The 20,504-nt window shown below is 67.6% G+C and carries 14 protein-coding genes; 4 read left to right on the top strand and 10 right to left on the bottom strand.

The genetic code is table 11. The annotated features are described in order from the left end of the window. Window positions 1-100 precede the first annotated feature (100 nt). Together C475_RS01960 and C475_RS01955 are read left to right on the top strand one after the other, a co-directional pair. Window positions 101-1,693 (top strand): preprotein translocase subunit SecD, encoded by a 1,593-nt coding sequence (locus tag C475_RS01960; RefSeq protein WP_006882062.1) that lies wholly within the window; start codon window positions 101-103, stop codon window positions 1,691-1,693. Between the two features lie 125 nt (window positions 1,694-1,818). Beyond that, on the top strand, window positions 1,819-2,553 hold the full coding sequence (locus C475_RS01955) for an MBL fold metallo-hydrolase (protein ID WP_006882061.1): 735 nt from the start codon (window positions 1,819-1,821) through the stop codon (window positions 2,551-2,553). 57 nt (window positions 2,554-2,610) lie between these two features. Here the strand turns inward: C475_RS01955 and C475_RS01950 are convergent, their stop codons facing one another. From C475_RS01950 to C475_RS01915, 8 genes are all read right to left on the bottom strand, one after another. Then, entirely contained in the window at window positions 2,611-4,512 is a 1,902-nt protein-coding gene (locus tag C475_RS01950; protein WP_006882060.1) for a hypothetical protein, read from the bottom strand. A gap of 92 nt (window positions 4,513-4,604) precedes the next feature. Then, window positions 4,605-5,363 carry a ribonuclease HII gene (gene rnhB / locus C475_RS01945; RefSeq protein WP_006882059.1) on the bottom strand — a complete coding sequence of 253 codons (759 nt, stop codon included), beginning with the start codon at window positions 5,361-5,363 and terminating at the stop codon, window positions 4,605-4,607. 231 nt (window positions 5,364-5,594) lie between these two features. Further along, window positions 5,595-6,611 (bottom strand): GDSL-type esterase/lipase family protein, encoded by a 1,017-nt coding sequence (locus tag C475_RS01940; protein ID WP_006882058.1) that lies wholly within the window; start codon window positions 6,609-6,611, stop codon window positions 5,595-5,597. Window positions 6,612-6,678: 67 nt separating this feature from the next. Next, window positions 6,679-8,052, bottom strand: a complete 1,374-nt coding sequence (locus tag C475_RS01935) for a tRNA pseudouridine(54/55) synthase Pus10 (RefSeq protein ID WP_006882057.1) — start codon at window positions 8,050-8,052, stop codon at window positions 6,679-6,681. A 52-nt stretch (window positions 8,053-8,104) separates the two neighbouring features. Continuing rightward, on the bottom strand, window positions 8,105-8,467 hold the full coding sequence (locus C475_RS01930; RefSeq protein ID WP_006882055.1) for a type II toxin-antitoxin system PemK/MazF family toxin: 363 nt from the start codon (window positions 8,465-8,467) through the stop codon (window positions 8,105-8,107). Then, entirely contained in the window at window positions 8,468-8,734 is a 267-nt protein-coding gene (locus C475_RS01925; RefSeq protein WP_006882052.1) for an AbrB/MazE/SpoVT family DNA-binding domain-containing protein, read from the bottom strand. Window positions 8,735-8,846: 112 nt separating this feature from the next. Further along, window positions 8,847-9,830 (bottom strand): hypothetical protein, encoded by a 984-nt coding sequence (locus tag C475_RS01920; RefSeq protein WP_006882050.1) that lies wholly within the window; start codon window positions 9,828-9,830, stop codon window positions 8,847-8,849. Between the two features lie 250 nt (window positions 9,831-10,080). Beyond that, window positions 10,081-11,190 (bottom strand): mechanosensitive ion channel family protein, encoded by a 1,110-nt coding sequence (locus tag C475_RS01915; protein ID WP_006882048.1) that lies wholly within the window; start codon window positions 11,188-11,190, stop codon window positions 10,081-10,083. A 284-nt stretch (window positions 11,191-11,474) separates the two neighbouring features. On the opposite strand from C475_RS01915, the gene C475_RS01910 reads away from it, so the two are divergent. Continuing rightward, window positions 11,475-12,176, top strand: a complete 702-nt coding sequence (locus C475_RS01910; protein ID WP_006882047.1) for a hypothetical protein — start codon at window positions 11,475-11,477, stop codon at window positions 12,174-12,176. A gap of 352 nt (window positions 12,177-12,528) precedes the next feature. Here C475_RS01910 and C475_RS01905 read toward each other — a convergent pair whose 3' ends face one another. Both C475_RS01905 and C475_RS01900 read right to left on the bottom strand, forming a co-directional pair. Continuing rightward, the gene (locus tag C475_RS01905; RefSeq protein ID WP_152436306.1) at window positions 12,529-13,224 is read right to left on the bottom strand and encodes a hypothetical protein; all 696 of its coding nucleotides are present in this window, start codon (window positions 13,222-13,224) and stop codon (window positions 12,529-12,531) included. A gap of 44 nt (window positions 13,225-13,268) precedes the next feature. Further along, window positions 13,269-19,517 carry a CARDB domain-containing protein gene (locus C475_RS01900; RefSeq protein ID WP_006882044.1) on the bottom strand — a complete coding sequence of 2,083 codons (6,249 nt, stop codon included), beginning with the start codon at window positions 19,515-19,517 and terminating at the stop codon, window positions 13,269-13,271. A 457-nt stretch (window positions 19,518-19,974) separates the two neighbouring features. Here C475_RS01900 and C475_RS01895 point away from each other — a divergent pair, with 457 nt between their 5' ends. Further along, entirely contained in the window at window positions 19,975-20,418 is a 444-nt protein-coding gene (locus tag C475_RS01895; RefSeq protein WP_006882043.1) for a hypothetical protein, read from the top strand. Window positions 20,419-20,504: the final 86 nt, after the last annotated feature.

Genomic DNA, 20,504 nt, shown 5'->3' with positions numbered 1-20,504 from the left:
TCGAAGCCGAGCTTCGACGCGGCTCGTCTCGCAATCCTCGCCTCACCGCCGTCACACGCGGGACGCGTGACGAGCGCACCCGAACCCAGGGGGGATCCGCGTGAACCTCCGCGAAAACTGGCGGATCATCATGCTCGCCGTGTTCGTCCTCGCGTCGACGTTCGCGCTGTTCGGGCCCGCGACGGCGCCCGACGCCGGCGCGAACAACAGCTCCTCCTACGGGGCCGCGACCGGGCCGACGAACCTCCAGTTCGGGCTGGAACTGGCCGGTGGGTCGCGGATCCGCGCCCCGCTGGTCGGGACGACCGCCGAGGAACTCGATATCGGCCAGGGCCAGCGGGCGACCATCCGACAGACCGTCGGCGAGCAACTGGACGTCTCGACCGGCGACGTGTCCGTCGTGTTGAACACCGGCAGCGGTGACGCCGTCGAGGTACTCACCGAGAACGTCAGCCAGCAGCGCTTCCGCGCGGCCCTGACGGAAGCCGGACTGGACGGCGAGGCGGCGTCGATACGGAGCGGTGTGACCGCCCAGACCCGCCAGCAGACCGTCGAGACGATCACCGCGAAGATCAACCGCGGCGGGTTGAGCGGCGGGCAGGTGGCCACCCAGCGCTCGGCGACGGGCGAACAGTACGTCGTCGTCGACGTGCCCAACGCGAACACCACCGAGGTGCTCAACCTCATCGGCGACGAGGGGGAGGTCACCATCGTCGCCACCCGCCCCGTCGAAGCCGACAACGGCACCGTCTACCGCAACCAGACGGTCCTGACGAACCGCCAGCTGGAGAACTCCCAGATCGGCATCGCGCAGACCAACGACGCCGGCGAGCCCTACGTCCCGATCACGCTGACCGAGGACGCCGCGCGCAACTACTCCCAGGACCTCGTCGACCTGGGCTTCACTTCCAGCGAGGCGACCGGACCACAGAGCTGTCGGTACCGCCAGAGCCCGGAGAACCCGGGGTACTGTCTGTACACCACCGTCGACGGCGAAGTCGTCTACGCGGCCGGTCTCGACCCGGGTCTCGCCGAGGACATCGAGTCCGGCAACTTCCTGACGGCCCCGTCGTTCATCATGCTGACGCGGTCGACCGACGAGGCCCAGCGCCTGCAGGTCAACCTCCGCGCCGGCGCGCTGCCGACGCGGCTGGCCGTCGAGAACGGGACCGTCCTGTTCCTCCAGCAGAGCCTCGGTGACCGCTTCAAGTGGCAGGCGCTGCTGACGGGCCTGATCGCGTGGCTCGCGGTCAGCGGCTCGGTCTTCCTGCGCTACCGGAACCCCCGCGTCGCGCTCCCGATGCTGGCGACCGCCGCCGCCGAGGTGTACCTGCTACTCGGGTTCGCCGCGGCCATCGGCTTGCCACTGAACCTCTCGTATATCGCCGGGTTCATCGCCGTCATCGGGACCGGGGTCGACGACCTGCTGATCATCGCCGACGAGATCCTGAACGAGGGTGAGATCGCCACCGGCAGGGTGTTCCAGAACCGCTTCCGCAAGGCGTTCTGGGTCATCGGCGCCGCCGCGGTGACGACCATCATCGCCATGAGTCCCCTCGCCTTCCTCTCGCTCGGGGACCTGCAGGGCTTCGCTATCGTCACCATCGTCGGCGTCCTGATCGGTGTGTTGGTCACGCGGCCGGCCTACGGTGACGTGCTGCGCAACCTCATGCTCGACCGGAGCGGCGACTGAGCGGTTTCCTCGGCCCCGTCGGCCACCGTTTTCGCGTTCCACGTTCGGATACCGCCGAGTGGTCGAAGCGGCATCGTCCACCTGTTCCCGAGTGCCCATCCCGTTGGCTTCCGAACGGGCCGCGTATGACGACCGACTCCGGTATCAGCGCCCGACTCGTGCGACACGCGACCGTTCTGGTGACCATCGGCGGCGTGACGTTCCTCGTCGACCCGATGCTCTCGTCGCCGGGCGAGAACCCGCCCGTGCCGAACTCGCCGAACGACCGCGAGAATCCGCTCGTCCCGATGCCCGACGTCGACCGCTCGCACGACGCCGTGGTCGTCACTCACCGGCACACCGACCACTGGGACGACCGCGCGATCGAAACCCTTGCGGCGGACATCCCGCTGTTCTGCCAGCCCGAGGAGGCAGAGGAGTTCGAAGCGGAGGGGTTCACCGACGTGCGACCCGTCGACGACGAGGCCGAATTCGACGGCGTCGCCCTCCACCGGACGCCGGGCCAGCACGGACACGGACAGCTGGCGGAGGAGATGGGCCCGGTCTCGGGGTTCGTCTTCGAGGCCGACGAGACGGTGTACGTCGCCGGCGACACGATCTGGTACGAGCCGGTGGCGGAGACGCTCGACCGGTTCGACCCCGACCTGGTCGTCCTCAACGGCGGCGAGGCGCAGTTCGAGCAGGGCGACCCGATCACGATGGCCGTCGACGACGTCACCGCCGTTCGCGAGGCGACCGACGCCACCGTCGCCGTCGTTCACATGGAAGCGATCAACCACTGTCTCCTCTCCCGCGAGGAACTGCGTTCGGAGACCGAGGACGTGCTCGTGCCGGCGGACGGGGAGTGGTTCGCGCCGTGAACGAGGCGGTCGAGTCGCGGTGACCGGCCACGGGAGCGAAGTCGGCCGTCGGCCCCGTCAACAGTCGGAGAGCTCGGTGTTGGCGGCGTTGTCGTAGACGTTCGCCTCCGCGATGTCGCTGAACGTCACGTTCGAGCAGTCCAGGTCGGGATTGTACGTGCTGATCCCGTGTTCTGCGCTCTCCCGGATCGTCGAGTCTTCGAGGTCGAGTACCCAGTCCTCCTCGCCGAACCACCCGATGACGAGACACGCCTTCGTGTTTTCGCCCCCTCTGATCCCGGACCCGCCGCCACCGTACTCCACGACGACGTTCCGCAGGAGGTTCCGCGAGTCGGAGGTCTGGATGCTGAGCCCGGTCCAGTAGCCCGGGCTCTCCTCGATGCCGGTGAACACGACCGGGTCCGCGCCACCGGCGTCTGCGTAAATATACCTGTCCCGGACGCGGATATCTTTGTTCTTCCCGACGGCGAGCGTCGCCCCGGGTTCGATCTCCAGTGCGGCGTCGACCTTGAGATTGCGACCGATGCGGTACGGAACGCCGAGACCCGGCCAGTTCGAGTCGCGGGTCAGATTGGCGCGGGTGCCTTGACCGACGGCGACGTAGCTCTCGTCGTTCCCGGTGAACGTGTTCGAGTCGGCGACGCGGCCGACGAGGTCGGCCGGGACCCGCACCGGGAGCGTGTTCGCGCCGAACCGACAGCCCACGAGCGTGAAGTCGTACCCGGTGCCCTTCGCCGTCAGCCCGCTCGTCGCGTTGTTCAGGAAGGTACAGTCCCTGACTTCGACGGCGTCCTGGACGAACAGGCCGCCGCTGTCGATCGAGTCGCCGGTCCACTCCTGACCGCCGGCGTCCGTGACGTGGGCGTGTTCGAGGACGCTCGTCGAGCCACCGCCGTCGGCGACGTGGATCCCCCTCCACGAGCCGGCGCCGCTGGCGACGCCGCGGAACTCGACGAGGTCGCCCTCGGTCCCCGCGACGGTCAGTTGGCCCCCGTGGACGGCGAGCCCGGCCCCGCTCTCGAACTCGAACTCCGCGCCGTCTTCGACGGTCAGCGCGCCCGTGACGTGAGGTGTCCTCGTCACGTGGTACGGCGTCCCGATGTCGGCACAGGTCTGGTCGGTCGAGATGGCGGGCGTGCTCGACCCCGCTTCCAGCCGGACCACGTCGCTGTCGTTGCCAGTGACCACCGTATCGGACGCGAACGCGCCGACGTGGTCGGGGTGGACCCGCGGACCGGTGGTGCTGCTCTCGAACGCGGTCCCGTCGACCGACAGCGTCGCGTCGCTGTTGCGGGCCAGCAGCGACGTGTTGGCGTTCTTCCGGAACGTCGCGTCGGTGACGGTCACGCCGGCGTTTCCGACGAACAGCCCCGCGTTCGACGACGGGTCGCCGGTCCAGCCGCCGCTGCCGGCGTGTTCCAGGACGACACCCGCGAGACTGTGGTCGTCGGTACCCGAGTCGGCGGTCGCCCCGTCGTCCAGGCGGATTCCCCGCCAGAAGCCCCGCTGGTCGGTCTGTCCCCGCAACACGACCGGGTCGTTCGCCGTCCCCTCCGTGACGAGGCGGGGAGCGTCGGATCCGCTCGACCCCTCGCCGAACGCCAGGCCGGCCCCCGAAGCGAACTCGACGACGACGCCCGGCCGGAGTCTGAGCGTCCCGGCGCCGATCCGGTGGAGCGAGTCGATCCGGTAACAGCCGGGTTCTATCGTCGCGCCCCCGTTTACGTCGCTCCGACTCAGCGTCTCGTAGTTCGAACAGTTCGAGGTGACCGGCGTCCGGGTCGGCGCGTCCGTCGCGCCGAGTTCGTCGGCACAACCGGCGAGTCCGACGGTCCCGGCCGCCGCACCGATCCGCCCGAGTACCTCCCTGCGGTTCGGTGCCGCCCGCCCCGCGTCTGTCCGTGGGTCTGTCCCGCTCTCGGGACTGTCTCCCCGTTCAGGTCGGTCGCCCGTACCCATACACGCCGATCCGCCCGATCCGTTGTGAATGTGTCGATCAAATGAATATATAGGCGGAACGTCTCGAGCGCTTCGGCGGCAGACCGGGTCTCTCAGAAGTCGTCGAGCGTCGTCCGTCGGAGGCCGCTGCCGTCGGAGCGGACCTCCGTCTCGTCGCTTGCCTCCTCCACTGTTCGGCCGCCGTCGGGTTCGAACTCGCCGAGCGAGGACTGGGACTGTGCGGCGAGCACGTCCGTGCAGGTCTGCCAGGACGCGCGGGCGCAGGCGGGCAGTTCCTCGTGGTCGGCGACGTAGCCTTCGAGGAAGTCGCGGGTCGTGTCGTCGCCGGGGTAGCCGCTGCCCACGTCGCCGTACTCCTCGGCCAGCGCCTCGACGTGGGCGTCGCGAGCGACCTTGGCGACGATGCTGGCAGCGCCGACAACGACGTAGGTCTCGTCGGCGCCGTGTTCGGCGCGAGCGTCGATGGGGGGTTGGGCGGCGTCCTCGACGCGGCGCTCGAAGCGGACGGCGTTGGTGTCGCCGGCGTCGACGTACCCCTCCAGGGGGTCGTCGTCGGTCGGCACCCCCTCGACCGCGTCGGCGAGCGCGTCAACGGCCTCGGCGTGGGCGGCGACGGTCAGCGAGTTCATGTCGGTCTCCTCGTCGTCGATGCGCTCGACGGGGATCTCGGCGACGCCGACGCTCCCGACCTCGCGGATCGTCGCGGCGAGTTCGCGCCGTCGCTCGGGGGCGATCCCCTTCGAGTCGCCGACGTCGTCGGGCAGGTCGGCGGGGTCGACCGCGACCGCCGCCGCGAACATCGAGCCCAACACCGGCCCCTTGCCGGCCTCGTCGACGCCGAACTCGTGCATGGCCGCGGCTTGTCCCTGCTGGTATTTAAACCGTCGCGGTCGAGACGCCGACCGTCTGACGCGCGTCTGCCGTCTCGGGGTCGCTCGGTGCCGTTCTGGAGGGTCGGTTCGGCCGAACGATGGGGGCGGCGCGAATCACCGACCGGAAAAGCGGGGGACCGGAGCGTCGCGCGCGGTCGAATCGGTGGCGAACCGTCGGCGACCGACGGCGGACCTGCGGCCGCGACGCAGTCACTCGATCCGATCGTCGAGTTCGTCGGCCAGGTTGCGACCGATCGTCTCCATGCCGGCGTCGCCGGGGTGGAGGATGTCGGCGGTGTAGCCGGACACGTCGGTCAGCTCGCGGCCCTCGATCACGGAGATGTCGGGGTGGTCGGTGTCGGCGACGACCGCCCGCAGCGTCTCGCGGTAGTCCTCGGCGCGCTCGGCGTCGCCGCCCGCGATCACGTCGGGGTAGTACGGGAACAGGGTGATACAGGCGATCGGTTCGTCCTGGTGGGCCTCGGCGATGGTCTCGACGAAGCCTCTGGCTTTCTCCTCGAACTCCTCGACGGGGAACTCCTGGTTGGCCATGTTGATCGACAGCGCGAGCGTGGCCACGTCCCAGTCGTCGCGGTCGGCGATGTACTCGCCCATCGGGGCGTCGGCGTAGGCCGACCCCGAACAGCCGAAGTTCAGCGCGTCCCAGCCCAGTTCGCGGGCCGCGCGGGAGACGTAGTTGAGATGGTCGGCCGACGCCGCGGCGCCCTCGGTGATCGAGGTGCCGTAGGCGAGATAGCGCGTGTCGGGCAGTTCCGCGGGTTCGGGCGGCCGGCAGTCGCCAGTCACGTCGTGGACGGCCACAGCGGGCGTGCGCTCGAAACAGATACGGCAGACCCGCGGGTCGTATCGTCCGTCCACGTCGGTGTCGAGCTTGCGCAGTCGCTCGGGCACCGAGAGCGTGAGCGTCGTCGGCTCCGGGCCGATGTCCGTCGGTTTCCAGGGCTGGAACCCGCCCCAGAACACGTGGAGTTCGCCCGCCGCCTCGGCCGAGAGCGTGACCTCGATCTCGGCGTCGTCGGTCTCGGGGACGAATCGGAGTTCGCTCCCGGTCGGCTCGCGCACGCGGCCGTCGGCCATCTCGTTGAGCTGGCCGGCCACGTCGGCCGGGAGGCGGTGCAGGCGGTCGCCGTCGTCCGCCCAGTCGGCAGGCACAGTCTCGGAGACGTTGTGCAGCGACACCGAGGGGTACTCGTCGATCGTCGGCATTCGCACTCACAACTCGCAGCCTCGCCCTTGGTTTCGTCGGTGTCGGTGGCTTCGACCGCTTGCCCAGTCAGTCGTCCTCGTCGTCGCCACCGTCGCCGTCGACCGCGTTCTCGGCTCCGTCCGCGTCGGCCCCATCCGCCGGTTCGTCCCGGAAGAACTCCTCGGTCGCGAACGGTTCGTCCTCACCCTGCACGTCGAGCACGTCCAGCGCGGTCACCACGCTCTCGACGCCCAGCAGGCCCGCGAGACTCGGCTCCGTGCGGCCCTCGTCGCTCGAGACCAGTTCCTTGACGTAGAGCCCCCCCTCGCCGTGGAGCTCGACGGTCGCGTGGCGCTCGTCGTCAAGATCGCCTTCGATGTCGTACACCTCGCGCGTCCGCTCGATGTCCGCGCGCCGGTGGTCGACGCGCTGAGGCGTGCGCTGCTCGATGGTCGCACCCTCCAGTTCGTCGAGCGCCGCCTCGAAGTCCGCGGCGTCGACCGGTTCGTCGAACTCGACCGCCATCCGGTAGGTCTTGCTGGCGTCGAGTTCCTTGACTCGCTCGACCATCTCGTAGGTGGCCTGCCGGAGGTCGGTCACCTCGACCTTGCCTTCGGCGAACTCGTTTACCTCCGGTTGCAGCGCCGCGGCGTCGACGGTGCGTGTGCGGGGTTCGTCGATCTCGATGACGAACGGGCGCCCGCCCTCCAGCATCAGCGCGTCCACGTCCTCGCGGCCGGCGCCGTGGAAGGTGGCCGACTCGCCGTCCATCGCCTCCTCGACGACGGGCGCGGTGAGTTGCTCGACGCTCTCGTCGTAGCGATAGCCCGAGCCGTCGCAGCCCTCGCAGATCTCCCCGCGGTTCAGACCGGTGCCGTTGCAGTCGCTGCAGGGCCACTTCGTCTGGGGGATGTCCCGTTCGAGCTTGCGGTAGCGGCCGTAGACGAACGCGGAGTTGACCTGTGCGTCGACGGTGTCGTCGCCGAGGTTCAGGGTGATCTGCACGTCCGGGCGACCGAACTCCACCTCGGTGTCGGTCTCGCGGCCGAAGCGCTTGCCGACCTCCCTGTTGAGGTCCGTCTTGAGCGCCTCGCCGGCGTCGTCGTCGAGGCCCAGGTCCTCGCGGAGCAAGGCGTCGTTCTCCTCGAACAGCGGCGGGACGCGCGTCCCGACCTGGAAGGTCTCGAAGTCGTAGTCGTCCACGGCGTAGGCGGCGCGCTCGGCCCACTCCTGGGCGCGCTCCTCGGTGGACTCGCCCTCGCAGACCCAGCACGGTTCCCCGGGTTCGAGGTCGGCGACGGGGCGGTCGTCGGCGAGCGCGACGGCGACGCGGAGGCTCCGGCCCCGTTCGCGGTTGGTGAGGCCGAAGCTCCGCTCGGCGACGAGCCGGCCGAGACAGGGGTCACAGAGCGGCCCCGTCTCGACGGCCCGCCGGGCCAGGTCGACAACGTCGTCGGTCATGGCAGTGCGTGGGCGACGGGCGCGTAATTCCCTTTCGACACGGGGCGGCGCGTCAGACAGTCCGGAGTCCGAGACTGTACTCCAGTGCTCTGTCGACCTCGTCGAGCCGGTCGTCGGGTATCGATCCGATCACGTCGGTGATCCGTTCGTCGATCGAGACCGTTCGGATCTGGCTACACAGGACGACCGAGTCCTCGCGGAGCGCACACTCCTCGGCGGGCACGAGCACCTCGAAGGGGTACAACTGGTCGCCGAACGACGACGTGAACGGCACGACGATCGTGGTCGGTGCGTTCTCGTTGCCGGTGTCGTTCTGGACGACGAGGCAGGGACGCGTTCCGCGCTGCTCCGAACCTCGTGTCGGGTCGAGGTCGACGATCGCGATATCTCCGCGACGGAGGTGTCTCCCCGCCATTCACCAGTCGGGCGCGTCCCCGAGATACGTGTCGGCTTCGTCCGACGCGTGTTCCATCTCCGCTGCGATGTCACGGGCGCGTTCGGCGGTCGCTCGGTACCCCGCTGCGAGTTCCTCGCGAGTGACGGGCTTCTCGATGACGACTCGCCCGTCGTCCTCGTGGACGACGACCTCGTCGCCACCTTCGATGCCCAATCGCTCGCGGATCTCCTTCGGGAGCGTCACCTGTCCCCGTTCACCGACCGTTCGCTCGTTCCCTCTCGACATACCAGATCATATCATATTCGTATATTTGGTGGTTTCGGCTCTGCGGAATCCGAGACGGGTCGAGAACGAGAGGGGTCGCCGTCGCGCCTCGCTCCCGGGTCGCCGGTCGACGCTACGGCGTCTGCTCGCTGTCAGTCGGCGTGAAGATCGGTGTCCGGGCGGGCGTCGCCGTCTCGATCGACAGCCGCTCGGTCTCGATCGACTCGATAGTCGCGCTCTCGATCGTGACGTTCTCGACGACTGCGATCGTGAGGTTGCCCGTGTCGGCCGGCGTCCCGGCCGGCGTTTCGGTGGGCGTCGCCGTCGGCGTCTCGGTCGCGGTCCCGGCCGGCGTGTCAGTCGGCGCGTCCGTGGCGGCCGCCTCGCTGGTGGCGAGCGTCCCCACGTCCATCTCCTGGATGGTGAGGTCGTCGACGGAGACGTTCTGCACGACGAGGAACGTGTTCCCCTCGTCCGCTTCCGCCTCGTCGTCCATCGGCGTCTCCGTCTCGTCGTCGCCCGCGGGCGTCGCGGTCGCGTCGCCCCCGTCGGTCGGCGTCGCGGTCTCGTTGGCCTCGTCGTCACCGTCGCCGCCGAACAGGCCCCGGATGAAGTCGACGATGCCGCCGATCACCCCGCCGCCCTCGCGTTCGTCCACGTCGAGCTGTTCGATCGTCACGTTGTCGACGTTCATCCGCTCGATGGTCGCGTTGGCCACCGCTCCGGTTTCGGCGGCGTTCGGGTTGTTGGTCGCGACGCCGGCGGCGCTGATCCCGAACCCTTCGGCCGAGGCGTTCTCCAGCGAGAGCTCCTCGAAGCTCACGTTCCGCAACAGGACGACGTCGTTCTCGACACCGAGCGTCTGGTTGACGTCGTCGAGACCGCTCTGGTTCTCCACCGTGAGCCGGTCGATCCTGAGCCGCTCGATCGTGACGTTGTCTATCGTCGCGTTGTCGAGGTTCAGTTCGTCGACCTGCGCGTTCGCGACGGTGACCGGTGTCGTCTCCCCTGTCGCACTGTTCGCGTCGCCGGTGTCGCCGGTGACGACCAGGCCGGTCATCGGGAGCGATACGGCGATAGCGGCCGCTATCAGTACGGCTGTCGCTTTCTGTCTCATTCCGGTCGAACGTGGAACTCCAGTGACGATAAAAGGGGAGAGCCGTTTCCCGGGCAAACACGACCGTACCCGCCCGCTCGCGCCGCTAGGACCGACCTGTCGGCGAGTCGGCTCACGGTACTCGCGCCGGGGCGGTGCGCTCGGGTACTAACCGGACCTTTCGGCTCGCCGAGAGGCGGGGCGGCAGTCCCGAAGGGCCCCGTTCCGTGCCTATTCGGCCGAAAGCTCGTCTTACAGCCGCGCGAAACGGTCAGTCCGCGAGTTCGGTCGATTCGTCCGCCGACACCGGCGCCGGGTTGGTCTCCGCGCCGCCGTTCGCGCCGTCCATCGTCACCACGCGCTGGGGGAAGGGGATCTCGATCCCCTCCTCGACGAACGCGCGGTAGACGCCCTTGTTCAGCCGGTGGGTCGCCCGGCCGCGCAGGACGGGCGCGGGGATCCAGCAGAGCAACTCGACGTCGAGCGCCGAGTCGCCGAACCCCCGCATCCGGACGCGCGGTTCGGGGTCGTCGAGCACCACGCTCTCGGCGGCCGCGACGTCGAGGAGGGTGTCTTCGACGTGGTCGATGTCGGAGCCGTAGGCGACGCCGACGGCCACGCGGACGCGCCGTTCGCGCTCGGGCGAGGACTCGTTGATTATCGTCGCGGTGTTGAGCACGGAGTTGGGGACGGTCACGAGCAGGTCGTCGCGGGTGCGCAGGACGGTCGAACGGATGGAGATGTCCTCGACGCGGCCGCGCTCACCGGATTCGAGGACGACGAAGTCGCCCACCGCGTAGGTCCCGTCGGTGTACAGCGCGATCGACCCGAAGAGGTTGGCGATGGTGTCGCGGGCGGCCAGGCCGATGACGATGCCCATCACGCCGGCAGACGCCAGCAGCGGCGTCACGTCGATCGACCAGTAGGTGAGCACGAGGAAGGCGGAGGCCCCGAGCAGCAGCGCCGACCAGACGTTCTGGAAGATCGGCGCCATGCGGTTGCCCAGCTGGTCGTCGCTGGTCAACTCCTGGGAGACGCCCCGGCCCATGCGGGCGAGCTGGACCGCCCAGACGACGGTGACGACCGTCTGGGCCGTCGCGGTCGCGGGCTCGATCCACGCCGGGTCGGTCGTCAGCAGTCTCGTCCCCAGATACCCGCCCGCGGCCAGGACGCTCGCGTACAGCGCGGGGTGGACGCTCCGGAGGACGACGCGGTCCACGTCGCCCGGGATCGTCCGCGTGAGCCGACGGATGGCCGCGTCGCCGCCGACCTGGATCAGCCGTGCGGCCAGCAGCGAGGCGCCGACCACGAGGACGACGCTCTGCCAGCGCGGCAGCGCCTGCAGGTCCACCCACAGGTCGGTCGCCAGTCGCGTTTGCATGCGGCACCTACGCCGCCAGCATCCATAACTATACTGTCACCATCCGTGGCACGGTGGTGACGAGCGGGACCGCGGTCGCACGCCGGATCGCGGCGCTCGCCCGCTGGCGCCGACGGACGCCGAGGCCCGCCATGGTAACCCACGACGCCGACCGCTCGACTCCAGCGGACCCCGTCCACGAGGTGTGCCCGCTTGGCGTGCGTGTCGTCGAGTCCGCGCTGGACGGCCCTCGTTCGCCGGTTGTACAGATTTATTGCGGATGCTGACCTGACAGAGAAACGGGTATGAAACGGGTGGTCGCATGCGTTCTCGTCGTGGCGCTGACCGCGACGGCGGGGTGTAACGGGATTCAGGGCGTGTTCGAGTCGGATCAGAGTACTGCTACGGAGGCGCCGCCGTCTGCGACGGTCGCAGAGGGGGGACCGAACAGCGGGAACGGGCCGACCGGCGGGGACGGGCCGACCGCCGGTGGGACCGACGCCGGTCCCGAGTCAGGGCTGTACACGGTCGAAGAGACGGACACCGGCGAGATCGCGATCAGGCTCTCGGACCTCAGCATGGACTACAATTTCACTGGTGGGTCGACACAGATCGCGTCGGGCGACGACACGGCACTCCGGACCCAGCAGATCCGCAAGCAGAACAGGCGGACGTTCGTCCTCGAGAACCGGAGCCGGGTCGGCGAACAGCCGGTCGCGCTCGTCTCGGTCGCGATCATCTACGAGTCGTCGTCAGCGGCCGAATCGGCGCTACAGGACCACCTCGGGTCGTTCGACGGGGCGAACACCTCCCGCGTCGACGTTGCGGGCTTCGAGGGCTGGCAGACGACGTTCACGACCGAGGACGACCTCCGGAACGTCGCCGTCTTCGGACAGGACGAGAATCTGGTCTACTACACCGTGACGGCCGGCACGAGCCGCCGTCACCCGGGCTTCACGCAGGAACTGTTCGCCGAGATGGCGGTGGATGTCCGTTCTGGCGAATAGGGACCGACTGCTCTCCAAGAACGATCCAGGATCCGCTTGCCACATCCACGCCGACGTGCGAATCCATAGAATAGAAAATCGATGGTCACACTCTGGCACCAGTTACGAAAGAACGCCGAGTTGTTACTCCCGGATGACCTCTCGTGATTTCCCAAGCACGACTCCGACAGCTGGCCAGAGAGTTCGATGTTTGCCTCGGTTACGCAGAGAAGACTACATCGATTCGCTGGTAGCGTAGTCCCCGAATCCAGTATTTTGGCCGCCAATCCACCGACGAATCTGTCTTCACGCAGGGGACATCTGATCGTCGTCCGAACAGCTGTGCCGGTCTTCCAGATACGTTCGGCGCTCGCTAGTAGAGCGTACTCGGATCGAATTCGTCGGCACGGTCGCCAATACCGAAATCGACCCAGAAGTTCGCCGTTCGATACACGTCCCGTTCTACGTGCTCCGCTCGTACGGCATCCTCAATCCGTTCGAGAAACGCGGCCAGGTAGTCGCGATTCGCTTCACCGATCTCCGTCCGCTCAAGCCAGAGGTCACTCGAGAGACTCACCGAGACCTGCACGACGTACTCGGAGTCGATGGAGTCGTACTGGCGATTTCGATTGCAGACCAGTTCAACATCGAGGGGCGCCCACGTCGCATCGAGGTCTGCCGGCTTCCCGTGCTTGTACTGTCGGCAATCGCCGCGATCGATGAGCCGCTCGCCACAGTCCAGTTGAACCAGTATCCGGTGATCGTCGAAAGAGATCCGCGGTATCCACTCGCCCGGGAACTCGACTCGGTCGAGCGAGTCCGCGAAATCGGCGCTCGAGAGGCCGGTATCGTCCCGGAGCGTTTCACTCGTCCGGGCAACCGACTCACACGTCGCCGCCCCATTGATCGGATTCTGTTGTTCAGTGTATCGCCGGACCTGGTACGACATCTCGATGGGGGTCAGAAAACCGGCGAACGAACGAAAAACCCGTTCACAGAAATCACTCATCACGTCGACCTGCGCACCGTAACTCGTAATATCTAGCGACACCACGAACGTCCAGCTCACACCTGGATCTGTGGAGATCGGGACGTGACAGGTGCCAGGATGGGTCATGAACTGGATGAGACTACGACCGTGGTCCCGTCATCGGCCACGAGGCGGATCGTATCGGCCGCGACATTTGCCCGGTCGTTCATCGCTTGTTTCGCAGCATCCTTCGCAGTTTCGAGATCTGCGGCAGCGGATCCGGTATTGATCTCCAACACCTGTTCGGTGTCTGCGAGATCGAAGTCCGAATCGGACCTAGCGTTGCGTTGTTTCCGTTTCATCTCGCTCAACTTGTCACTCACGTAGTTGTAATCGATATCGCCGTCAATACTTCGAGTTTTGATCTCCACATATTCTGTGCCGCTGTCTCGGCTCACCAGCAGGTCGTAGTGATCGTTCCTGCCCGGTTCGACGACTACATTGTCTCCCCTCTCCGCGTGATGGATCGCTCGTTTGGCTTCGCCGGCCTGTCCACGGATCTGAGAGGCACTGGCGCCCTCTTCTGCCGCTTCGTCGGTCAGTCCATCGGCGTTTTCGATCCTGTCGTGGGAGCGTGCGGTGCTGATATCGTCAATGTACCCGTCGACGCGCCGTGCCCCGACTTCGTCACCGTGGCGTAGCACATTCTTCCGGAGTTGTCCGGATCCGTCGAACGAGAAGTCGAGCAACCGCCGGACCTGCTGTTGCTTCAATCCGCCTTCGAGGAGGGAGCCTAACCGCTCAGTATCGGTATCATCCAGCTGTCCACTGTTGTACTTCCGGATGACTTCGGCTCCGGTGTCCTCGTCTAATCGCTCGATTACTTTCCTGCCACTGTCTCCTGTCTCGGAGAGATACGTACCGACATCGGCGTCGAGTTCGAGGACGTTCCGGAGTGCACCATCGTTGGAATCGCCGAGCTCATCGATGAGTTTTAGCCCGGCATCGTCGGTCTTTTCGATTAGCTCCGTCGCATCCTGTTTGTACGGGTCATCCAGACCGTCGATCTCCCGGATGGCCGCGACCATCGTCTCTGAATCGACATCGCCGTTCCCGTACTGCCGGATGATATCCGGGTCTAAATCGCTGTTTTCGTACTTCCGAAGGATCTCTGTACCTGTCTGCTCGTCGACCTGATCGAGCAATTTCCCGCCGCTATCACCAGTCTCGGAAAGATACGTACTGACATCGACGTCCGACTTCCCGGAGTACGCTCGGATCTTCCCTTTGATCTTCCCGCGAACGTTCGGGCTGACCTTGCTCAGGCTCTTGGTGAACTTGTTCAGGTCGAGCTTCGTCAGTCCCTTCGAGACCTTCGAGCCCTTGGCGAGCTTCGAGACGGGGACGACGTACAGGGAGATCGCCATACTGCGGTAGCCCGAGTCGTAGCCGTTCTGGAACCACCGCTCCAGCTTCGGCTCGTCGTAGGGGTTCATCGAGCGGCGGTCTCCGGCAGGAACGCTCCAGGCGTCCTTCTTGACGCCCTCGACGGTCGCCTCGCCGAGTTCGGCGCCGGTCCCGATCGGTTCGTCGAGGAACGCGTTGCCCAGCCGCACCAGCGCGTCGACCGTCTGCATCGGGTCGACTTCGAGGAGGTCGGCCAGTGACTCGCCCTCCTCGACCAGCTTCCCGGCGACGCCGTATTTGAACCCGCTGGTAAACGCGTACCCTTCGGTGTGCGCTCCCGGGAAGTTGTACTTGACGCCCGTGTTCCCGAGGAGGAGCCCGGTGACCAGCTCCTCGGGGATCGAGTCGACGCCGGCCGTGACGTAGTCCTGACTCTCCAGCTCCGACTCGGTCTGGGGGAGCACGATGTGCCGGTCGGTGTCGTCGCGCTCGAACGCGATCTCGTGTTTCCAGAGTATCGTCTCCCGCGCGTCGCTCTCGTAGACGGTCGCCACGTAGTGGTCGGGCTGGAACCGGTCGAACGAGTACATCCCGTCACTGCCGGTGGTCGCGGTCCGCCCGTCGATCTCGACGACGACGCCCTCGACCGACTCGCCGCCATTCGCCTGGACCTGGCCCTCAACTCGTAGCAGGTCGGGTACGTCGACGTCGACGGTGGTCTCGGCGCCGGCGTCGACTTCGCGCCGGAAGCGCTGGTCGAACGCGCCGTCCGTGGACTCGACGCCCAGGAAGTGCTCGCCCGCGGGAACTCCCTCGAAGGTCGTTCGCCCGTCGGCGCCGACCCGCTTCTCGCGGGCTTCGTTGTCGACCCAGACCCGCGCGGTGAAGTCGTCTGCTCGCGACAGGTCTTCCTCGTCGACGGTGACGACGACGGTTCCGCCCTCGACGGGCGTGGCCGTCGGCTGGGACACCTCGACCGGGCGTGTGGCGCGGTTGTCCGTTTCGTCGGATTCGTCGATTTCGTCTTCGGGGTCGACCGCCGCACTCACCGTCCGAGTGTCGGCTGTCGCCGTCCACTCGAACGTGTAGGTCTCCGAACCGTCGCCCGCGAGTTCGACCGTCTCACGGAACGTCTCCTCGCCGACCGCGAGTTCGAGATCGGTCCGCTCGGCGTCGCGGTCGCCGGTGTTGGCGACTTCGACTGCGAGGGTGACGCTGTCGCCCTCCCGGAGGTCGCTCGGCACGTCGACCTCGGAGACGACCAGATTCGGCCGCTCGCGCTCGCCGTAGCGTGCGACCAGGTCGTAACTGCGGTCGATGTCCTCGATAGCGAGTTCGCGCTCGTCGGCGTAGAAGTCGCCGTCGGCGGTGTACCAGCCTTCGAACCGGTAGCCGTCGAGGGTCAGCGGGGCCGAGACCGAAACGTCCTCGCCCGCTTCGTACTGGCCGGCTCCGTCGAGGCGGACCGAGACCGGCTCGGCGTCGAGGCGGACGGTGTAGGTCACCGCCCCGAGGCTGATCTCCTCGGTCGCGGTGTCGCCGGCGACGACCGTGACCCGTCGCGTCGTCGACTCGTAGCCGTCGGCGGTGACCTCCAGCGTCCGGTCACCGACGGCGACTTCGGTGAACGCGTATTCGCCGTTCCAGTTCGTTCGGACGGTCGTCTCACCGCCCAGCGTCACCTCGGCGCCCTCGATCGGTTCTCCCTCGGCGTCGGTGACCGTGCCCTCGATCTGCCCGACGGCTTCCGAGACGACGACCCGCTCGGTCCGTCGGTTGTCTGACTCGTCGCGCTCGTCGACCTCGTCGGTCACGTCGGTCTCGACGGCGACCTCGTGGTCGCCGGTCCCGAGCGTTCCGACGTCGATCCAGTCGGTGGTCGTCATTTCGCCCGGTTCCAGTTCTCGGACGGTCGTGGCGTCTCTGCCGTCGCCGTCGACGGAGAGGACCGCCCGGCTCTCGGCGGCGGCGACGGTCCCGTCGTTGGCGACAGTGTAACGGATCTCGACGGGGTCGTCGCCCGTCGGGTCTGCGGGCCGGACTTCGACCGCCTCGACCACCAGGTCGGGTCGGCCGGTCCGCTCGTACACCGCGGTGAGGCGGTAGTCGCCGTCGATGCCCTCCAGTTCGTACGTCGGCTCGGTGCTTACCCGGGCGCCGTCGCGGCTCTCCCAGTGACTGAACTCGTAGCCGTCGCGCTGTTCGGGCGCGGAGAGAAATGCGTCCTCGCCCTCGGTGTACGTGCCGCCCCCGTCGAGCGGGACCGCGATCGGTTCCGAATCGAGGTCGACCGCGTACTCGGCCGGTTCGGCGACTCGGACCGTCTCCGCGCGTTCGTTGTTGCCCTCGTTCGATTCGTCGACGGTGTCGCTGGCGTCGACCGTCGCGTCGGCCTCGTAGGTCCCCGCGACGGCCTCCCAGGAGCTGAATTCGACGGCCACCGACTCGCCCGGCCCAAGGTCGACGTCCGGCTGTCTGAGCAGGTCGTTTTCGACGAACAGTTCGAGGTCGAACCCGGTCGCACGGGCATCGCCGTGATTGGCGATCTCGACGGTGTAGGTGACCGGATCGCCCTCGGTCGGCTCGGTGGGTCGCCACGTGATGTCGGTGACCGCCAGGTCCGGCTCCCCGTCCCGCTTGTACTGGGCGACGAGGTCGTGATCGTCGGTCAGGTAACTCAGCGCGAAACTGGCCGTCTCGCGGACGCGCTCGCCGTCGCGGGTCTCCCAGTGGCTGAACTCGTAGCCACCGCTCGTCCGGGGGACAGTGATATCGACCTCGCTGCCGCAGTCGTAGACGCCCTCCCCACGGGCGTCGACGTCGACCGGTTCGGCGTCCAGCCGAACGGTGTAGGACTGCGAATCCAGCCGGAAGTCCTCGGTCACGGTGTCGCCGCCGTCGACGGTGATCGTCCTCGTGGGGTTGTCGTAGCACGAGCCCGCGACGACCTCCAGTTCGTACTCGCCGGCGTCGACGCCGGAGAACGAGTACCGCCCCTGCGAGTCCGTCCGGGTCTCGGTCCGCGGGTCCAGATACACCCGCGCGCCGGCGATGGCCTCGCCGTCGTCGTCGGTCATGCGACCGGAGACGCTCCCCGCGGTCGCGTCGATCGAGAGCGTCTCGGCGTGTCGGTTGTCGCTCTCGCTGGTCTCGTCGATCCGGTCGTCGGGGTCGGCGACGGCGACGATGTCGTGGGACCCGGAGTCGAACGATTCGCCGCCCATCCAGCCGGTCCGGACGGCGTCGCCGGCGCCGACGTTCACCGTGGCGGGGAAGTCGACGGCGCTCCCGTCGGCGGCGATCCGGACCCGGGCGTCTCCGACGGACGCATCGCCGGTGTTGCGGACGGTGGCCCGGAACTCGACGGGTTCGTCGGCGCTGGGCTCGGTGGGTCGCCACTCGACGTCGGTCACCCGCAGGTTCGGCTGTGGGTCGGCCACCGAGAAGTCGACGGTCGCCGTGTTGTCGGACTCGTCGCGCTCGTCGACGCCGTCGCGGAAGTCGACCTCGGCGCTCGCGCTGTCGACGCCCGGCGTCGCGCCCCACGAGCCGAGCGAGACCGTCCGCCCGTCGCCGGCGCCGAGATCGAGGTTCGTCTGACTGAACGTCTCGTCGCCGACGTCCAACCGGACGCCGAAGTCCTCGGCGCCGGCCTCACCGACGTTCTCGATCCGAACGTCGAACTCCACCCGGTCGCCGTCCTCGGGTGACGAGGGGTTCGGACGGACGTCCGTGACGACGAGGTTCGGCTTCCGGTTCGCGACGGAGACGGACTCGAACGCCCGATTGTTGGTCTCGTCTTCCTCCTCGATCCGGTCGTTGTAGTCGATCTCGGCCTCGACGGCGTCGGTGCCCTCCTCGGCGCGCCAGTCGAACTCGACGGTGACCCGGTCGCCGGGGTCGAGATAGATGCCGTCGTGTCGGAGGACGTTGCTGCCGGCGGTGACCTCCAGATCAGCACCGTTTGCGCGCGACTCACCGGTGTTTGCGACCGCTGCCGTGATGGTGGTCGACTCGCCCTCGTCAGGGTTCGACGGCGAGACCTCCAGATCCGCGAGTTCGAGGTCGGGCTCGCCGGGCTCCGCGTAGACCGCGGTGAGGTCGCGGTCGGTGTTGACGGTGATCGTCTCGACGGCGTCCGTGCTGAACGTCTCACCGTCGGCCTGCCACTCCTGGAACTCGTAGCCGTCGACGGTCTCGGGGGCTTCGATAGTCGTCTCCTCGAGACAGCCGAACGTGCCGCCGCCGGAGAGGTACGCGTCGACCGGCTCGGAGTCGAGCCGGATGTCGTACGTGACCCTGTTCAACCTGAAGTCCGCGACCGCCGTATCGCCCTCGGTGACGCTGACGGGTCTGGTATCGCCGTCGTACTCACAGCCCGCCTGGATCTCCACGTCGTACTCGCCGGTCGGCACCTCCGAGAAGGCGTACTCCCCGTTGTCGTCGGTTCGGGTGCCGCCGATCTCGGGGTGGGAAAAGTACACTCGTGCGCCCGCGACGGGCCGCCCGTCCTCTCCGAGGACCTGCCCGCGAACGGACCCGTAGCTCCCCTCGACGGACACCGACATCGACCGCTCGTTGTTCCGCTCGTCGGTCTCCGCCTTGTGGTCGTCGGGGTCGACCTCCACCGTCACCGTGTGCGTTCCCGGCTCGAACTCGTGGTGGCCCGTACACGCCGCGGGCTCGGACTCACCGGGACCGACGGTCTGGGTCACGAACGTCGCGACGTGCTGGCCGTCGACGTAGCCCAGCAGTTCCACGGACTCCGCCGTCTCGGACCCGTCGTTGTAGATCGTGGCGCAGATGTCGGTCACTTCGCCCGCGTCCGGATTCGACGGATTCAGACTCACCGACTCGACCGTGAGGTCGATATCTCTCGCCGACCGATCGGCCCCGTCGACGAGTCCGTCGGTCAGTCCCGTCAGCGCCTGGCTCAGCCGGTCACCCACCGACTGGACGACACCCGCCTGTGCTTGGCCGTCCACACTGCCCGAATCGACAGTTGCCGACGGCGACAAACTGGATGCTTGCGCGGTCGTCGCGACCGGACTCAACACGATCAGAAGCGTGGCAAACGCTGCGAAAGCCTTCGAACCCATGTACCCCACCCGGGTACCGACAGGTGCACACAGACGATAATAAGCGATTGGATAGATGACGATATGACCGCAAACAGCTAGCATCGGCGGGCCGATTCGAACGGACGGTCAACGACCGCCCCGGCGCAGACGGTCGGCGTCCACTCGGCGATCGCTCGAAAGTTGGTGATCCGTCCGCGGTCTCCCGGCTGTAGGGCCGGGTCTCCGTCTCCATAGCGGTACCGAGCGCTACGTTCGGGGACAACTCCCTCCTAGCAACGTTCAACCGGATCGGCCGGCATCCGTCTCCTACACGGGGTCCGCGGCGCTCGCCCGCTGGCGCCGACGGACGCCGAGCCCCATCATGGTAGACCACGACGCCGACCCATCGACCGCGGAGGAGACCGTCCACGAAGACTACCCGCTCGACGTGCGCGTCGTCGAGTTCGTCCCCGACGGCGCCGAGCATCCGCAGTACCGCTTCGAGGCGCCCGAACACACCGATATCAGCTTCGCCGACCCGGAGAAGGCGACGCTGTACGCCGACGTGTACTTCGACACGAACGGCTTCCAGGAGGAGGGCACCGGCCACCGCGGCGTCCCGCCGGAGGTCGTCCAGGCCGGCCGCGACACGATGGCGGCCTACTTCCTGACGATGGCCGGCACCGACACCAACTGGGTCGCCTCCTTCTACGGGAAGAAACCGACGGAGATCGAGCGCTACGTCGGCGCCGTCCGGCGACGGGCCGAGGAGATCCGGGCCGAGGCCGCCGAGCGCGGCGTCGAACCGGCGGCCGACCCCGCCTGAGAGCGACACCGATTTTCCGGTCGATTCTCCCGCCGACACCCGTGGGATCGCCCGACCGCGGCCGTACCGCTCGGTCGCCGGCTTCT

It is taken from the genome of Halosimplex carlsbadense 2-9-1, from assembly GCF_000337455.1.
Taxonomy (GTDB): domain Archaea; phylum Halobacteriota; class Halobacteria; order Halobacteriales; family Haloarculaceae; genus Halosimplex; species Halosimplex carlsbadense.
Note: the sequence above shows the minus strand (reverse complement) of the source record. Positions and strands in the feature narration are given on the sequence as shown.